At 71.7% G+C, this 15,849-nt stretch carries 13 protein-coding genes and 1 pseudogene; 8 read left to right on the top strand and 6 right to left on the bottom strand.

All coding sequences use genetic code 11. The annotated features are described in order from the left end of the window. Positions 1-37 precede the first annotated feature (37 nt). The 4 genes from BLV02_RS09450 to BLV02_RS09435 are packed head-to-tail and all read right to left on the bottom strand — an operon-like array spanning position 38 to position 5,512. On the bottom strand, positions 38-1,315 hold the full coding sequence (locus BLV02_RS09450; RefSeq protein WP_083289277.1) for a CHAT domain-containing protein: 1,278 nt from the start codon (positions 1,313-1,315) through the stop codon (positions 38-40). Beyond that, positions 1,309-3,213 (bottom strand): hypothetical protein, encoded by a 1,905-nt coding sequence (locus BLV02_RS09445; RefSeq protein ID WP_069115230.1) that lies wholly within the window; start codon positions 3,211-3,213, stop codon positions 1,309-1,311. The genes BLV02_RS09450 and BLV02_RS09445 overlap by 7 nt, the downstream gene beginning before the upstream one ends. Beyond that, positions 3,210-4,220, bottom strand: coding sequence for a hypothetical protein (locus BLV02_RS09440; protein WP_069115229.1), 1,011 nt, complete (start codon positions 4,218-4,220; stop codon positions 3,210-3,212). The genes BLV02_RS09445 and BLV02_RS09440 overlap by 4 nt, the downstream gene beginning before the upstream one ends. Beyond that, complete coding sequence (locus BLV02_RS09435; protein WP_069115228.1) at positions 4,217-5,512, bottom strand: hypothetical protein; 1,296 nt, start codon at positions 5,510-5,512, stop codon at positions 4,217-4,219. The genes BLV02_RS09440 and BLV02_RS09435 overlap by 4 nt, the downstream gene beginning before the upstream one ends. 87 nt (positions 5,513-5,599) lie before the next feature. On the opposite strand from BLV02_RS09435, the gene BLV02_RS09430 reads away from it, so the two are divergent. Next, positions 5,600-6,301, top strand: coding sequence for a DUF4191 domain-containing protein (locus BLV02_RS09430; protein ID WP_069115227.1), 702 nt, complete (start codon positions 5,600-5,602; stop codon positions 6,299-6,301). A gap of 12 nt (positions 6,302-6,313) precedes the next feature. Here BLV02_RS09430 and BLV02_RS09425 read toward each other — a convergent pair whose 3' ends face one another. Then, the gene (locus BLV02_RS09425) at positions 6,314-6,727 is read right to left on the bottom strand and encodes an RDD family protein (RefSeq protein WP_069115226.1); all 414 of its coding nucleotides are present in this window, start codon (positions 6,725-6,727) and stop codon (positions 6,314-6,316) included. 188 nt (positions 6,728-6,915) lie between these two features. Here BLV02_RS09425 and glnA point away from each other — a divergent pair, with 188 nt between their 5' ends. Then, the gene (gene glnA / locus BLV02_RS09420; RefSeq protein WP_069115225.1) at positions 6,916-8,340 is read left to right on the top strand and encodes a type I glutamate--ammonia ligase; all 1,425 of its coding nucleotides are present in this window, start codon (positions 6,916-6,918) and stop codon (positions 8,338-8,340) included. 192 nt (positions 8,341-8,532) lie between these two features. Here the strand turns inward: glnA and BLV02_RS09415 are convergent, their stop codons facing one another. Beyond that, on the bottom strand, positions 8,533-8,784 hold the full coding sequence (locus BLV02_RS09415; RefSeq protein ID WP_069115224.1) for a hypothetical protein: 252 nt from the start codon (positions 8,782-8,784) through the stop codon (positions 8,533-8,535). Between the two features lie 206 nt (positions 8,785-8,990). Here BLV02_RS09415 and BLV02_RS09410 point away from each other — a divergent pair, with 206 nt between their 5' ends. From BLV02_RS09410 to BLV02_RS38255, 6 genes and pseudogenes are all read left to right on the top strand, one after another. Continuing rightward, entirely contained in the window at positions 8,991-9,947 is a 957-nt protein-coding gene (locus BLV02_RS09410; protein ID WP_074946259.1) for a DNA-methyltransferase, read from the top strand. A gap of 100 nt (positions 9,948-10,047) precedes the next feature. Further along, positions 10,048-11,829 carry an ATP-binding protein gene (locus BLV02_RS09405; protein WP_141711911.1) on the top strand — a complete coding sequence of 594 codons (1,782 nt, stop codon included), beginning with the start codon at positions 10,048-10,050 and terminating at the stop codon, positions 11,827-11,829. Positions 11,830-12,043: 214 nt separating this feature from the next. Then, a complete protein-coding gene (locus tag BLV02_RS09400) occupies positions 12,044-12,583 on the top strand; it encodes a sigma-70 family RNA polymerase sigma factor (RefSeq protein WP_171906921.1) in 540 nt (179 codons plus the stop codon). A 100-nt stretch (positions 12,584-12,683) separates the two neighbouring features. Next, positions 12,684-15,002: a hypothetical protein gene (locus BLV02_RS09395; RefSeq protein WP_069115464.1), complete on the top strand. Its 2,319-nt coding sequence runs from the start codon at positions 12,684-12,686 to the stop codon at positions 15,000-15,002. 50 nt (positions 15,003-15,052) lie between these two features. Continuing rightward, entirely contained in the window at positions 15,053-15,547 is a 495-nt protein-coding gene (locus BLV02_RS09390) for a DUF1643 domain-containing protein (protein ID WP_171906922.1), read from the top strand. Next, positions 15,544-15,837: pseudogene (locus BLV02_RS38255) on the top strand (DUF4365 domain-containing protein); the annotation flags it as partial. The gene BLV02_RS09390 and the pseudogene BLV02_RS38255, both read left to right, overlap by 4 nt. Positions 15,838-15,849: the final 12 nt, after the last annotated feature.

Below are 15,849 nucleotides of genomic sequence, written 5' to 3'. Positions count from 1 at the left end.
CCGTCCCGACGCGCGCGGGACACGGGCCGGCTCGCGTTCACGCCGTCGTCCCCGCGGGCGCGGGCGCGTACGCCGTCGAGAAGGCGCCCCAGAACAGCGGCGAGCAGGCCGGTTCGCCGGTGCTCCACCAGCGGGCGGCGCACTCGCGCTGCCAGGCCACCAGCGCCGCCACCGGGTCGGGCGCCTCGTGCGCGTCGTTCACCGCGACGACGGCGGCGGCCAGGCCGGCCCCGGCGAGACCGGCGTCGGTCGGCAGCGGCCAGCGCGCGGCCGTCACGTGCTCGGCCCCGCCCTGCACCATCGCCGCGACCAGCCCGGACGGCTCGGCGAAGCGGGCGTCGCCGCCGCTCTCGCAGGCGATCAGCGCGACCCGGGCGGGCAGCCGCCACGGCCGCGGGTCGTCCGTGCGGTGCCCGAAGGCGAGGTCGGCCGCGGTGAGCGGACGGTGCGCGCCGACCGGCGCCGCGCGGCCGGGCGCCGACGCCGGGCAGGACAGATGCAGCGCGGCGCCGAGCCCGTGCTCGGCCGTCGTCACGTGCCCGACGTAGAGGAAGCGGGCGGCCGCGGCCAGCTCGCCCTCCAGCCGGTCGCGGCCGACGTCGTCGCGGCGGAACGCGTCGGTGGCCACCGGGACGGACGGGCGCAGCCGCGGCCCGAGGGCGGCGACCATCGCCGCCAGCGCGGACCCGGCCTCGACCGGCCCGAGCACCGAGCCGAGCGCCGACCCGTCCGGGAAACCGGGCACCCGCGGATCGAGCGCCGCGGCCACCGGCCCGGCCGGGTCCCACGGCGCGACCCGGCGGCCGATGGCGTGGCGCACGGTCGCGGGCGGCAGTACGGAGACGTCGACGAGATCGGCGACCCGCTCCCCCGCGTCGCCGGGCAGCGCCTCCCACGGCACCTGGGCGGTCGACGGCGACGGCTGGACGCGCAGGTGCGGGCGGACCCCGCGGACGCCCAGCTCGTTCAGCTCGGCCGCCAGGTGGAACGGCAGCAGCGTCTGCGCCAGCCGGGTGGTGAGCGCGTGCTCGCGTTCGCGGTCCAGCAGCGGGCCGCCGAGCGCACGGGCGAGCGCCGTGGCCGGGTCCTCGCCGGGCAGCGGCGACGGCAGCGCCCGGGCGAGGTCGTCGAGGGCCGGCTGGACGCGGGAGCGCTCCAGCGCCGTGACGCGCGGCTCGCCGGGCGCGTGCTCCCACCGCCACGTCACGTACAGATCGCCGGCGTCGACGAACTTCACCTGGACGACCGGCCGCGCGGCGCCGAGGCCGTCGAGCACCCGCAGGTCGACGGCGGAGCGGCGGCGCAGGCTCACCATGCCGGCACCACCTCGGCGGAACGCACCGGGAACCCGTAGCGTTCCTCGGCCGCGTCGATGAAGCCGTCCAGCACACCGTCGCCGGACGGCAGCATCCGCAGCCGCGGCGGCAGCGCCAGCCGGTCGGTGCCCGGCGCCGCGAACCCGGGACCGTCGGTGGCGGCGGCGCTGAGCGCGGCCCACGCGTGCCCGGCGAACGCGTCGACGGCGTCGAGCAGGCGGGGCGACTCGGCGGACGGCGTCAGGGTCACCGTCGCGGCCGCGTGCTCGACCAGCTCGAACGCGAGCGCCGTCCACTCCAGCCGGGTGACCAGCTCGAACGCCAGCGTCAGGGCGGGCGCGGCGACGGAGCGGGCCCACCGCTCGCGCACCGGCCCGGCGGGGAAGCCGTACCGGATCGCGTCGGTGGCGAGCGCGGCGGGCAGCACCAGTCCGAGCGCGGCCTCGCGGCGGCGGACGCGCTCCTTGCGGCGGGGCGTGATGCGGGTCGAGGCGGCGACGATCATCGCCCGGCGGACGTCGACGCGGGCGGTCTCGTGCCGCAGCCCGAGCCGTTCGCACCGCTCCCGGGCGGCCAGGTAGACCTCCTCGCCGGCGGCGAAGCCCTGGACGACGGTGGTGAGGTCGCCCTGCAGCAGCAGGCACTCGGTCAGCTGGGCGGCGTCACCGGCGTCGGCCAGCACCGTCACGGCGGACGACAGCAGCTGCTGCGCCGCACCCGGCCGCGCGCGGCGCAGCGCGACCGCCGCCCGCCCCACCTGGCAGCCGGCGACGTCGTGCACCCGGCCGAGCCGCTCGTACGCCTCCTGCGCGGCCGCGAACCCACGCTCGGCCGCCGCGAGGTCACCGCGGCCCAGCGCCTGCCGCGCCTGGTTCTCCCGCGCCAGGGCGTGGGCGGCGTCGTCTCCGGTCAGCGCGTGCAGGTCGGCGGCCAGGCCGAGCTGCTGAGCGGCGGCCTCGTGGTCGCCGACGCGGGCGGCCAGCGCCGCGAGGTTGGCGTGCGCGTGCCCGGCCAGCCCCGGGTCGCGTTCGTGCGCGACGGCGAGCGCGCGGCGCAGCGCCGCCTCGGCCTCCGCCGCCCGGCCCAGGCTCAGCAGCGAGACGCCGCGGCTGTTGTGCAGCGCGAACACGAGGACGGCAGGCGGCTCAGCGGCCGGGGCGACGGCGGCCCCTTGGGCGGGAACGGGCCCGTCTGCGGGAACGGCGTCGTGCTGGGCGATGTTGTCGGTGCGCGCCCGTACAGTAGGTGGCCCACCCGGCCGGGAGGGGTGGGTACTCCCCCGCTCCGGCCCGCCGTCGACGTCAGCGGGAACGGGACCGTCGGCGGGCACGGCGTCGTGCTGGGCGATGTTGTCGGTGCGCGCCCGTACAGTAGGTGGCCCACCCGGCCGGGAGGGGTGGGTACTCCCCCGCTCCGGCCCGCCATCGACGCCCGCGCCGGCCGGGCCACCGACCGCCGCCGGGTCACCGCCGGCAGCCAGGTCACCGACGGCGGCTGCGGCGGCGTCGAGGTCGCGCAGCGCATCGGTGCTGCGGCCCAGTCGCTCCAGCGTCTGCGCGCGGTTGACCAGCGTCGCCGCGCGGGTGGCCGGGCCGCCCAGGGCCAGGCTCTCGTCGGCCAGCGTCAGGGCGGCGGGGAGGTCGCCTCGATCGTCGGCGGCCATCGAGAGCAGGTGCAGGGTGCGGGCGCGCAGGTCGCGGCCCTCGGCGTCGTCGCTGCCCTCCGTCGCGGCTCGGATCCCGGCGAGCATCGCCTCGGCCGCATCCGGCCGGCCCGCCGCCAGCTCCGCCGCGGCTGCGGCGAGCGAGCGGCCGTGCGCCGCCCAGCGCGGGCCGTACGGCGCCCCGCGGCCGTACGGCGCCGCGGGGCCGAGGCCGAGCTCGGCCCGGGCCGTCACGTGGCCGCCCGCTCGGTCAGCGTGGCGTCCGGCGCGGACGGCCGGGCCCGCGCGGCGGCGACGATCGCGGCCCGGCGGGCGAGGTCGTCCGGGCGCACCGGCTCGGGCGCGGTGGTCAGGTCCGGCGCGTAGACGAGCGCGGCCCGCTCGGCGGCCGGCAGCAGCAGCGCGGCCGCCGGGATCGTCGCCGTCCCGGTGAACCGGCCGTCGCGCGTCGGAGCGAGCGGGAAGTCCGCCGGGCCGAACCGGGCACGCAACACAGCGGGCGCCCATGGATCAGGCCCGGCCGGCACCGAGACCGCCACGACGGTGTCGTCGGCGCGCCGGATCGTCCAACTCGCCTCCGCGGCGGCGTCGACGCGACCCGGCGGGACGTCCGTCCAGTTCACCGGCGTCATTCCGCGCGCCACCAGCACGCCGGCGCCGTCGCCGGGGCCGCCGGCGGCGAGCGCGAGCCCGGCCCGCTCCGGGGTGACGACGGCGGCGGGCAGCGCGACGCCGTAGTCCTCGGCGACGAGGGCCAGCGCGGCCGCCAGCTCGGGGTGCCCGGGCGGCGGCGCGGCGACCGAGAGCGCCCGTTCCACCGCCTCGTCGTCGTCCAGCAGGTGCTCGGCCGCGGCGGCCGCGACGGCGCGCTCGGCCCGCAGCAGCACGCGGTCCAGCGCCGGCACCCCGGCGGCGGCCGAGGCGGGCCACCAGGCCTCGGCCCAGGTCAGCCGCGCGAGGGTACGGACGGCGCCGAGCACCCGCCGGTCCGCGGGAGCGGGCGCGACGTCGACGCCGTCCGGTGTCGCGTCCTGGACCGCGGCGGCGACGTCGGCACCGTACAACTCCCAGAGCCAGCCGAGCGCGCGCCCGGTGTCGTGGACCGTGGCGGACGGCAGCTCCGCCGGGCTGACGACGTCCCAGGTCAGCAGCGCGCCGGCGGCCTCGGCCAGCGCCGTCTGCTCCGGGTGCGCGGGCGGCGGCCCGACGCTCACGCCGTCGGCCGTGCGGGTGACGATCACGGCCGGACCTCCGCGTCGCGGGACAGCGCGGTGCGCAGCCGGTCGCGCTGGTCGAGGATGACCGAGCGCAGCACGCCGTCCAGGAGGTCCCAGCACTGACCGGCGTCGACGTCCTGGCCGCGCAGCTCGCGGCCGTGTAGCCGGACCCACAGCCGGCGCAGGTAGGCGGCCCGCACGTCACGCACCTCGGCCCGCAGCTCGTCCGGGACGGCGGCCGCCTCGGCCGGGGGCAACCGCAGCACGCGGTGCACGTACGCCTCGCGCCGCCAGCGCGACCGCAGCCGGGTCCGCGCGTCGCCGGGCGCCCAGCCGGCGGCGTCGCCGTCGCCCAGCGCCGGACCGGCCGCCCGTCCCAGCGCCAGCAGCACCCGGCCGGGCTCGCCGGCCAGCTGCCACGGCTGCGCGGACCGGCCGATCTCGGCGCCGACCAGCGCGGCGACGTCGCCGTCGATCGGGTGTCCCGTCGCGACCCCGGCGAACAGCCGCTCGAGGACGGAGCGGTCGAACGGCTTCGGCAGCCGCCGCTTCGACGCGGCGTCGCCGAGCCCGGGCGGCGCGACGGACGCGCGGTCGGTCAGGCCGTGGTCGCGGGCCGCGCCCGGCGGCTCCAGGTGCGCGGCGTCGCGGCTGCCGTGGCCGCCGTCGACGAGCGCCGCCCAGGCCCGCGGCCCGGGCGCGGTGGCGCAGGTCGCCAGCACCTCGTCCAGCTGCGGCGGCGGTTCGGCCGGAGCGGACGGCGTCGCGCGCGCCGTCCAGGCCGCGTCCAGCCGGCGGGCCAGCTCGGCGGCGTGCGCGGGGTCGGTGACGTGGGCGCGCACGGCGGCCGCCGTGACCCGTCCGTCCGCCGTCCGAGCCGCCGCGACGGTGGCGGCAGCCAGCTCGGCGGCGCCCGCGACGTCGTCGGGGTGGCCGTGCCGGTGGGCCAGCTCGTAGCAGCGCTGGAAGTACCGCTCCTGCGGGTTGCCGTCGGTGACCCCGGCGCGCCGTCGTTCCCGCTTGACCAGCACGAACCAGGCCGCTGTCGCCGTCAGGACGGGTCCGGCGGCGGCCACCAGCCGGGTGAGCTCCGCCGCGTCGGCCGCGGCGACGGTGGCGCCGGCGAACCGCGGGTTCTGCGCCGGCCGCAGCACCAGCGGGTCGAGGATCAGCCGGACCGTGCGAACGAGCGGCCGGCCGGAGGCGTTGCTCAGCGGCGCGACGCCCGTCCCGAGGCCCGCCCAGGCCTGCGCCAGCAGCTGTTCGCGCGGGACCCGGGTGGCCGCGTCGAGGGTGGTCCCGCCGCGGCTGCTCACGGTGTCGGATTCTACCGACCGCCCGTTCGCCGACCTCGGTGTTCACCCGGTCGGGAGAGCGGCCCGCCACGAAGTACTCTTCTCCCCATGGCACGCAACGACGACCAGGAGACGCCCGAGAAGACCGGGCGCATCGCGCAGATCCGCCAGACGTACAAGATGGCGCGGCGGTCCGACCGCTGGGTCGGCTGGATCACGCTGGGCATCCTGCTCGGCGTCCTCGCGCTCGCGGTCGTCGTCGGCATCTTCGTCGGCCCGCTGTGGCTGTGGATCATCGTCGGCCTGCCCATCGCGCTGCTGGGCGCCGCCATCGTGTTCGGACGGCGGGCCGAGCGGGCCGCGTACTCCCAGATCGAGGGGCAGCCCGGCGCCGCCGCGGCCGCGCTCGGCACGCTGCGCCGCGGCTGGGAGACCACCCCCATGGTGGGCGCCAACCGCTACCAGGACGTCGTCCACCGCGCCGTCGGCCGGCCCGGCATCGTGCTGATCGGCGAGGGCAGCGTCCCCGGCCGGGTCGCCAACCTGCTCGCGCAGGAGAAGAAGCGGCACAGCCGGGTCGCGCCGGAGATGCCGGTCGTCGAGGTCATCGTCGGGCGCGAAGAGGGCCAGGTACCACTCCCCCGGCTCACCCGGCACCTCAACAAGCTGCCGAAGAACATCCGCCCGGCCGAGGTCACGGAGCTGCGGGCGCGGCTGCGCGCGCTCGGCAGCACGCCCATCGGCATCCCGAAGGGCCCGCTGCCCAAGGGCGCCCGCATCCCGCGCGGCACCCAGATGCCCGGGCGCTGAGCCCGGGCCCGCTCAGCGGGCGTTCACGACCACCGTGTTCGACGCGAGGTCGTGCAGGCCGCGGCCGTCGCGCATGGCCACCACCGGCGGGATGATCAGCGCGATCATCAGCGTCCGCACCGCCGCGATGACCGGACTGATGCGCCGTCCGCCCAGGTGAGCGACGCGCAGCCCGAGCATCAGCTGCCCCAGGCTGCCGCCGGCCAGCGTCGTCGACGCCACCACCAGCAGGTACCAACAGATCAGCGGCAGCCAGAACACGTCGCTCTGCGCGTCCCACACGCCGGAGTTCCCGCCGGTGATGATGAACGCGACCAGGTTGCCAGCCAGCCAGTCGAGCAGCAGCGCGGCGAAACGCCGTCCCCAGCCGGCCGCCGAGCCGGGGCCGTGGTCGGGCAGCTGCAGATCGGGGGACGTGGAGCTCACCCTGTGAGCCTAGGCGGTCGGCGCCGCGCCCCGCAGACCGCCTCCACATCGCACGTAACACTGGCGAAACAATCGGGACACGGCCGGGAAATCCCAGGAATCTAGCGTCCGGACCACGAGGGTCATACGGTCAACGCCGACTGTGACGGATGCGGATACTGCGCCGCCGAGGCGCGAAGGAGATGCGGATGTTCACCAACCCGGACGAACTGCTGAAGTTCGTCAAGGACGAGGGCGTCGAGTTCATCGATGTCCGCTTCTGCGACCTGCCAGGCGTCATGCAGCACTTCAACGTGCCGGCCTCGGCCTTCGACGCCGACGCCATCGCCGAGGGCCTCATGTTCGACGGCTCCTCGATCCGCGGCTTCCAGGCCATCCACGAGTCCGACATGAAGCTCATGGCCGACCCCGCCACGGCGTTCGTCGACCCGTTCCGCAAGGCCAAGACCCTCGCGCTGAACTTCTCCATCGTCGACCCCTTCACCAACGAGCCGTACAGCCGCGACCCGCGCAACATCGCGGCCAAGGCCGAGGCGTACCTCGCCAGCTCCGGCATCGCCGACACCGTCTACTTCGGCCCCGAGGCCGAGTTCTACGTCTTCGACGACGTCCGCTTCGAGACCAAGGCGAACGCCGGCTACTACCACATCGACTCCATCGAGGGCGCCTGGAACACCGGCCGCGTCGAGGAGGGTGGCAACCGCGGCTACAAGACGCGGTACAAGGGCGGCTACTTCCCCGTCCCGCCGGTCGACCACTACGCCGACCTGCGCGACGACATGGTGAAGGCGCTCACCGGCGTCGGCGTCGAGATCGAGCGGGCCCACCACGAGGTCGGCACCGCCGGCCAGGCCGAGATCAACTACAAGTTCGACACCCTCAAGCACGCCGGCGACCGCCTGATGCTGTTCAAGTACATCATCAAGAACGTCGCCTGGGAGGCCGGCAAGACCGCCACGTTCATGCCGAAGCCGCTGTTCGGCGACAACGGCTCGGGCATGCACTGCCACCAGTCGCTCTGGAAGAACGGCGACCCGCTCTTCTACGACGAGCTCGGCTACGGCGGCCTGTCCGACATGGCGCGCTGGTACATCGGCGGCCTGATCAAGCACGCCGACTCGCTGCTGGCCTGGACCAACCCGACGGTGAACTCGTACCACCGCCTGGTGCCGGGCTTCGAGGCGCCGGTCAACCTGGTCTATTCGCAGCGCAACCGGTCGGCGGCGGTCCGCATCCCCGTCACCGGCACGTCGCCGAAGGCCAAGCGCATCGAGTTCCGCGTCCCGGACCCGTCCAGCAACCCGTACCTCGCCTTCTCCGCCATGCTCATGGCCGGCGTCGACGGCATCCGCAACAAGATCGAGCCGCCCGAGCCGGTCGACAAGGACCTGTACGAGCTGCCGCCCGAGGAGCACGCCAGCATCGCCACCGTCCCGGCGTCTCTCGGCGAGGCCCTCGACGCTCTCGAGTCCGACCACGACTACCTCCTCGAGGGCGGCGTCTTCACCGACGACCTGGTCGAGACCTGGATCGACTGGAAGCGCACCAACGAGATCGACCCGATCCGGCTGCGTCCGCACCCGCACGAGTTCGAGCTCTACTTCGACATCTAGTCACGCGTGGGTGACACCCACCGGCTGAGTGCCTGAAAAAAGCCCCTGACCTGCGAAGACGCCTTCCAACGTCTTCCAGCGTCAGGGGTCGTTTCTGTTCGTCTGCGGCCTCAGTGCGGCCCACCGCGGCGACCCGGCACCATCCCAACGCAGCAATCAGCGCCTTCGTTTGGCGAGCCCTGGACCGACGGACTAGATGCTGTAGAACCCACGTCCGAGGTCCTTGCGTCGTCGTACGCCACCGTCCACCACGAGCGTCTCAAGCTCCCACCGCAGCTCGTGCTTCCACCGCACCGCGCCGGAGGCCTCGACCTCGTCATCGACCAGCTGCGGATGGTCGCGCTCTACGGCCCCGTAGATGTCGCTTAGGTGGACGGCATCACCATCGCGCTCGCGCCGGATGACGAGCGGGAGCAGCTTGGCGAACTCCTGACGGCGACTCATGGCGATGAGCGTAGATGCGGCCGCCGACGGAGTGTGTCGGCGGCCCTTCGTAGTCTTCTGCCGAAGCCGGGGTCATAGGTGTGTCGCGGGAGGGCAGGCTGTCCTGCCTTGCGCCCGCCGCGCCACACCGCGAGGGTGGCCCCCGATCCCGACCCGGGGATGGAAGAATGACACCGATGTAACTCTCGACAGGAGGTCCGTGCGCGATGACCATCGCGACGCCCCTTGCCGACGAGCGGGACGAATTCCCGACCGTTGCCGAGGCGTACAAGACCAAGCTCGGCAAGATGTATCAGGGCACCGTGGAGGACTTCCTCGACCTCCAGGGCAAGAAGCTCAAGGGCAAGGTGCAGCTGGTGTTCTTCTCTCCGCCGTTCCCGCTCAAGCGGAAGAAGAAGTACGGCAACAAGGACGGCGACGAGTACCTGGCCTGGCTCCAGAAGCTCGCTCCCCGGCTGGCAGACCTCCTCACCGAGGACGGCTCACTCGTGGTCGAGATCGGGAACGCCTGGGATCCGGGCAAGCCGACCATGTCGCTCTTGCCGCTCCAGTCCCTGATGGCCATCGCCGAGGGCGGTGACCTCAACATCTGCCAGCAATTCGTCTGCAACAACCCCGCGCGGCTGCCGACGCCGGCCCAGTGGGTCAACATCGAGCGCATCAGGGTCAAGGACTCCTACACCCACCTGTGGTGGATGTCGAAGTCCGAGCGGCCGAAGGCCAGCAACCGCAACGTCCTGCAGGACTACAGCCCCTCGATGCAGGCGCTGCTCAAGCGGGGTCACTACAACCACGGCACCCGCGACTCCGGCTACGACATCGGCGAGACATCTTTCCTCACCAACAACGGCGGCGCGATCCCCTCCAACGTCTTCAACTTCAGCAATACCGTCGCGAACGACGCCTACCGGCGGTACTGCCGAGAACACGGCCTCAAGCCACACCCCGCGCCCATGCAGGCCAAGCTCGCCGACTGGTTCATCCGCTTTCTGACCGACAAGGACGACCTCGTGTTCGACCCGTTCGGGGGCAGCAACACGACGGGTGCGATGGCCGAGCAGCTCGGCCGCCGGTGGCTCGCGGTCGAGCCCCTCGCGGACTACATCGCCGGCTCGAAGGGGCGATTCGAGCAGTTCCGTGCGGCTGGCTCAGAAGTTTCCTGAGCTCCAGCCTTAACAACTCCCCTGCGAGCTGTCTTCTATTAGGTGTCACACCTTGAGGCGGTCCGACCGAGACCGCCCGACAGAGCCAAGGGAGAACCGCGTGACTATCACGACCGCTGACGACCCGTTCGCAGCCCAGAAGGATCTGGTGAAGCGGCTCGACAACTCGGGCTGGGACCTCATCATCGGCGATGCCTTCGTGCGAGGCATGCGCGACATCGGCTACAAGAGCACGTCCTACGCCGTCGCCGAGATCAACGACAACTCCATCCAGGCCAACGCGACCTGGGTCGACATCGTGTTCGGCTTCAACAAGGGCAGTGTCAAGCCGGCGCAGGTCGCCGTCATCGACGACGGCTGGGGGATGCTGCCCGACATGGTCCGCGCTTCGCTGGTGTGGGGCGCCGGGACCCGGTACGCCGACCGTCGCGGCTTCGGCAAGTACGGCTACGGGCTGCCGTCGGCGTCAGTCAGCCAGTGCAAGCGGGTCGAGGTCTACTCGAAGGTCGAGGGCGGCGACTGGGCGATGTGCTACCTCGACGTCCAGGAGATCAGCGACGGAAGGTGGACCAGCAAGCACCGCATCAACACCCCCACTCCGATGCCGCAGGAGCCGCCCGCCTTCGTCGTCGAGCACCTCAAGACGGCGAAGCGCTGGCCGATGGCCCACGGCACAGTGGTGGTCTGGGACAAGCTGGACGACACCCGTCTCGACTACAAGACCCGGGCCGCGCTGCGCGACAGCCTGGTCCGAGACCTCGGCGTGATCTACCGCAACCACCTGGTGGACGTCCCGATGACCGTCGACGGCGTCAACGTCGAGCCGTGCGACCCCCTCTTCCTGACGCCGGGCTTCCGCTACTTCCAGCTCGACGACGACCGGGCAGTAGAGCTGCCGAGCGCGGTGATCGAGGTCCCCGACCCGGATACCAAGGTCGTGAAGGGCACGATGCGCGTCCGCTTCTCGCGATTGCCCGCCACGTTCTACCGCAAGCCCGACGCGAAGCAGACAACAACCTCCGGCCCCGGCGTGTTCAACGAGCGTGCCTCCATCGCCGACGACCACCAGGGCATCATCTTCCTCCGCAACGGTCGGCAGATCGGCGTCGTGAAGCCACCGCGCAACTGGGGTGCGTTCTCCAACCCGACGACCGACCGCTACTGGAAGATCGAGGTCGACTTCGACGCGACGTTGGACGACGAGTTCGCCATGACCACCGCAAAGCAGCAGGTGGTGCCGTCCCAAGGCATCTGGGACCGCCTGAACGACAAGGCCAAGATTGCGGAGAACGTCGCCACGATGCGCGCCACCTACAAGAAGGAGACCGCGCAGATTCGCAGCAGCGCCGAGGAGCGCAAGAAGGCCTCGATCAGCGCGCTGGAGAACGCCGAGAAGTTCAAGACCACCAAGCCGCCCAGGGACACGCAGGCCCGACGCGACGAGGCCTCCAAGAACCTCGAGGACGAGGCCAGGCGCCGGGCCAAGCAATCCGGTGTCGACGAGAACACCGTCAAGAAGGAGCTGACCGCGAAGCAGGTGGATGAGCCGCGGGCCGTCGAGACCGAGGACCTGCCGGGCGCCCCGTTCTTCCGCTGCATCCAGCGCGGTGGCCAGCGGGTCCTGCTCATCAACCAGGCGCACCCGTTCTACACCGACCTGTACGGCGGACCTGGATCGAGTCTGCGCCTGCGCGCTGCCCTGGAGCTCCTGCTCTGGACGCTGGGCGACGGGGAAGTAGATGCCGAGCCGGACTCGCCGCGCCGCAAGTTCTACGAGGCGGAGCGCCAGACGATCTGGTCGCCCAACCTGAAGACGGCGCTCGAGGCGCTGCGGAAGATCGAGGTGCCCGACGACGAGGACGAGGGACCGACAGCCGCATGAGCCACGCAGCCGAGCTGTGAGCTATCGCACAGCTCGGCTGCTACTCTTGAGTCACAACTACATAACTAGCAGGGGTTCGTCTTCATGCTTGGGCAATGACCTGGGCCAACCGGCGATGTCGAGCCACCACTCCGTGATCCTCACACCCATCCGGGTGCCCCTGACGACCAATTCGATCGAAGGGACACACCTCACGATGGGTGTTTTGCATGTGTTGAGCGAGCCCTCGCTCGACTACCTGATCGCCACCGCCCAGGCCGACCCGGCCGACGACACGGTGGCCATGAACGACATCATCCGGCGGTTCGAGCCGCTGGTGCAGACGATCTCCCGGTCGCTCTCGACTGACCCTCACGTCCGGCAGGACCTGGCTCAGGAGGCGAGGCTCGGCCTGGTCAAGGCCGTCCGCGCCCACCGTCCCGGGACGTCCGGCTTCCCGTCGTACGCCCGGCGCTACATGCGTGGAGCGGTACTCCGGTTCGTCGGCTCGTACACCTCCCGCGAGGCCGCCCTCGACCCCAAGGACGAGTTCTGGGCCATCCCGGTCACGCCAGTCGCGCTCACCGAGATCACCGACGTGTTCGCTGTTCTGACGCCTGACCAGCGGCGGGTGGCCATCGCCCGGTACGTCGGCAACGACCGGATGACCGAGATCGCGACCGACCTGGGCACCAGCCCGTCGGCGGTCAGCCAGCGGCTCCGCACCATCCACCGGGCACTCCGTCCGATCTTGGCGGCGGCGGTGGCGGCATGAACAACGACTTCAGCGCAATGTTCCAGATCTTCCCCCCGGCAGCCGCCAGGACAGGTTTGCTGGGCGCCAGCAACTCCACCATGAGCACGGGGGCCGAGCAGTGAGCAACGACAAGACCCTGGCGGACCTCCTTTGGTCCGCCTCCACCGCCGACGACATCGAGCAGATCCTCAACATGGTGATCGGCGCCTCGGGCCTGACGGTCATCCCGGTGGGACGACCGAACAACATCGGCACGATCCGCATGGCGTCCGACCCGGGACTTGCCCTGATCGAGCGCCTGACCAACGGCATCGACAGCCTGCTCGAGCTGGCCGTTCTGCTGCACCCGGATGCTGCTCCCAAGACCCCCCAGGAAGCAGCCAAGCTGCTCGGTGTACCCGCGGGCGGCATCCAGGAGATGACCGAGACTGAGCGCCGGGCGCTTGCCGAGCGCCTGATCATTTCGATGCACGAGTCGAACAACAAGCGCCGGCCGTCGGTGCGCGTCGACGACCGGGGTGTGGGACAGCACCCGTCGATGTTCTGGAAGACGCTGCTCTCGCTGAACGAGTCCAACAAGGTCGGCATGCCCTACACCATGGGCACGTACGGACAGGGGGGCTCGGTGACGTTCGGCTTCAGCCGGTACACGCTGATCCTGTCGCGTCGTCACCCCGACCTGCTCGAGGAGGGTCAGGAGGACCTGGTCGGCTGGACCGTCGTCTACGAGGAACAGACTGACCCGAGCAAGAACATCCTGCCGCGGTACGTGTGGGTCGTGCAGGAAGACGGCACGCCGTTCACGCTCCCGGCCAGTCTGTTCCCGGACTTCCCGCACGGTGCTCGGATCACACACGTGGAGTACGACGTCCAGAACCTCCAGGGCCCTTTCACCACGCAGCTGTGGCAGTTCCTGCACGCCGCGCTCTTCGAGCCGGTGCTGCCCTTCATCGTTACCGGGGACCGCAGCAACGACGTCAAGAAGAAGGACGGGACGCCGGACACCCGCGTGGTCATCGGCAACGCCACCCGCCTCGTCAACATCGCGAGCGCCAAGGGCGACCTCCAGCTCGGCGCCTACGACAGCCACACCATCGACCTGGGGACCGAATACGGCGCGGTCACAGTCGACTGGTGGGCGCTGGTGCGGCCCGAGGGCTCGACGTCCAAGAGCGATCCGGCGGCGTCCTACGTCGACGCCAACTCCGCCGTGTCCCTCACGCTCCACGGCCAGCGCCAGGACACCGAGCGCCGGACGTGGATCAAGGACCGGGCGAAGCTGCCGTTCCTGTTCAAGAACATGGTGGTCCACATCAACGCCAACGGTCTGCTGCCGCTCGGTCGCCGCGAGCTGTTCGCTTCGACCCGGGAGCGAGCGACCGAGAGCGAGCTGCGCAAGCTCATCTATGAGCGGGTTGGCGAGCTGATCCGGAGCAACGAGGACCTCAGGGCCCTCAACCGCAAGGAGAAGGAGCGCCTGCTCAAGCGCTCGACGGCGGCCACCAACGAGAAGATCCGCAAGCGGCTGGGGCAGTTCATCAAGTCGAAGCTGGCGGGCACCGCGAAGCCGGCCGGTTCCGGCAAGGGCTCGGGCACCGGTCCGTCGTCGGACAAGGGCACCTTCGCGGGTGGCGGCACGGACAAGTCGAAGTCCGGCGGCGGAGGCAGCAAGGGCGGCACCGGAGGCGGCGGTCGTAACATCGACGACGCCCACTTGCCGCACGTGCCGACGGAGATCGTGTTCGAGTCCAAGCAGGTGCGGATCGCTCAGGGGCGTGGCGCCTACGTCTGGGTCGACATCGACGCCAAGAACGGCTACCTGCCGGCCAACGACGAGGACCTGACGACGCGCATCGAGGGTGCCGAGGGTCACGGACTGTTCCTGTCCAGCCGCTCTAAGCTGCTGGGCGGCAAGAGCCGCTGGTCCTTCCTCGCCACCGAGGACACGTCGATCGGCGAGTACAAGCTGCACGTCGAGCTGATGACCGCCAACGGCGAGCTGACCGCCAGCCTGCCGATCCAGGTCGTTGCGCCCCCGAAGGAGCCGGCTCAGCCCAAGGGTGGGGCCGACGAAGAGACAGGGCCGGACGTGCGGTGGATCATCAAGGACGAGTGGCCGGATGGCTTCGACGCCCAGACCGTCGGCCGGGTCGACCAGGACGACGAGTCCACGATCATCTGGGTGAACCGTGACTACGACCTGCTCGCCAAGGCCCTGGCCTCCAGCACGCTGACGGCCGACCAGATCGAGGTCCGTGCCGACCGCTACCAGTTCCCGGTCGCCTGCGGGCTGTGGCTGCAGCACCACGAGGTCACCAAGATGGAGACGCCGCCCGAGGAGTCGTATCAACGCCGCGAGCTCCACCGGCTCGCTGAGGCCGTCCTGGTCGCGATGGACCCCGACGTCGAGCTGGCCGCGACCGATGGAGAGGGATGAGCGTAGGCATCGGCACGCCGACACCACGGCCAGGAGGCACTCTCCTGGCCGTGCTGCTCAACCCGCCCTCAAGTACGCGCGGCACGCGGACAACTGGGGCTGTCGCGCGCGCTGCCGATGTGCTCGGGTACGACGCGGTGACCACACTCAACCTGTGCGCCGAGCCAACACGGTCGGTGGTCGAGATCAACGACGTGCCGGGCGAAGCTTGGGTCCGGGCACGCGAGGGCCTATCAAGGGGGATCACGGTGGCGGACGCTGTGCTCGCTGCATGGGGCGTGTCCGGGATGGTCGGCACCGCTCGGCTGGCCCGTGAACGGCAGGTGGCGTGGCTGCACGAGCAGGCAGACCGGGCCGGGCTATCGAGCTTGTGGATGGTCGGCGGGGAGCCCCGCCACCCATCTCGCTGGCACCAGTACCTGTCCGATAAGTACGGCCGGACTGCCGGAGGATCGTTCGAGGAGCGCCTGGCCCAGGCGCTCGTCGCCACCCCGATCCGTCCGCTGGTCGCGTCGAGCGTGAGCGCAGCGAGGATGTCGACGTGAAGCGCAAGCCCTCGGCCAAGGTCGCCAGCGCTGCGGTGACCCACATTCAGCAGGCCGTCGAGGATGAGCTCGACTGGTTGTTCCGCTTGCAGCCGACCGAGGACTACGGCATCGACGCCCACGCCGACGTAGCCGACGGTGAGGATGTCCGTGGTCGGCTGCTGGCCCTGCAGATCAAGGGCGGCAAGAGCTGGTTCAGGGAGAAGGGTCCGGGCGGCTGGTGGTACCGGCCGGACAGAGAGCACGTGACCTACTGGCTGAACCACTCCTTGCCCGTGGTGATCGTGCTGTACAACAAGGTG

It is taken from the genome of Jiangella alba (assembly GCF_900106035.1).
GTDB lineage: Bacteria > Actinomycetota > Actinomycetes > Jiangellales > Jiangellaceae > Jiangella > Jiangella alba.
The sequence above is the reverse complement of the archived record's forward strand: the minus strand, read 5'-3'. Positions and strand labels throughout refer to the sequence as shown.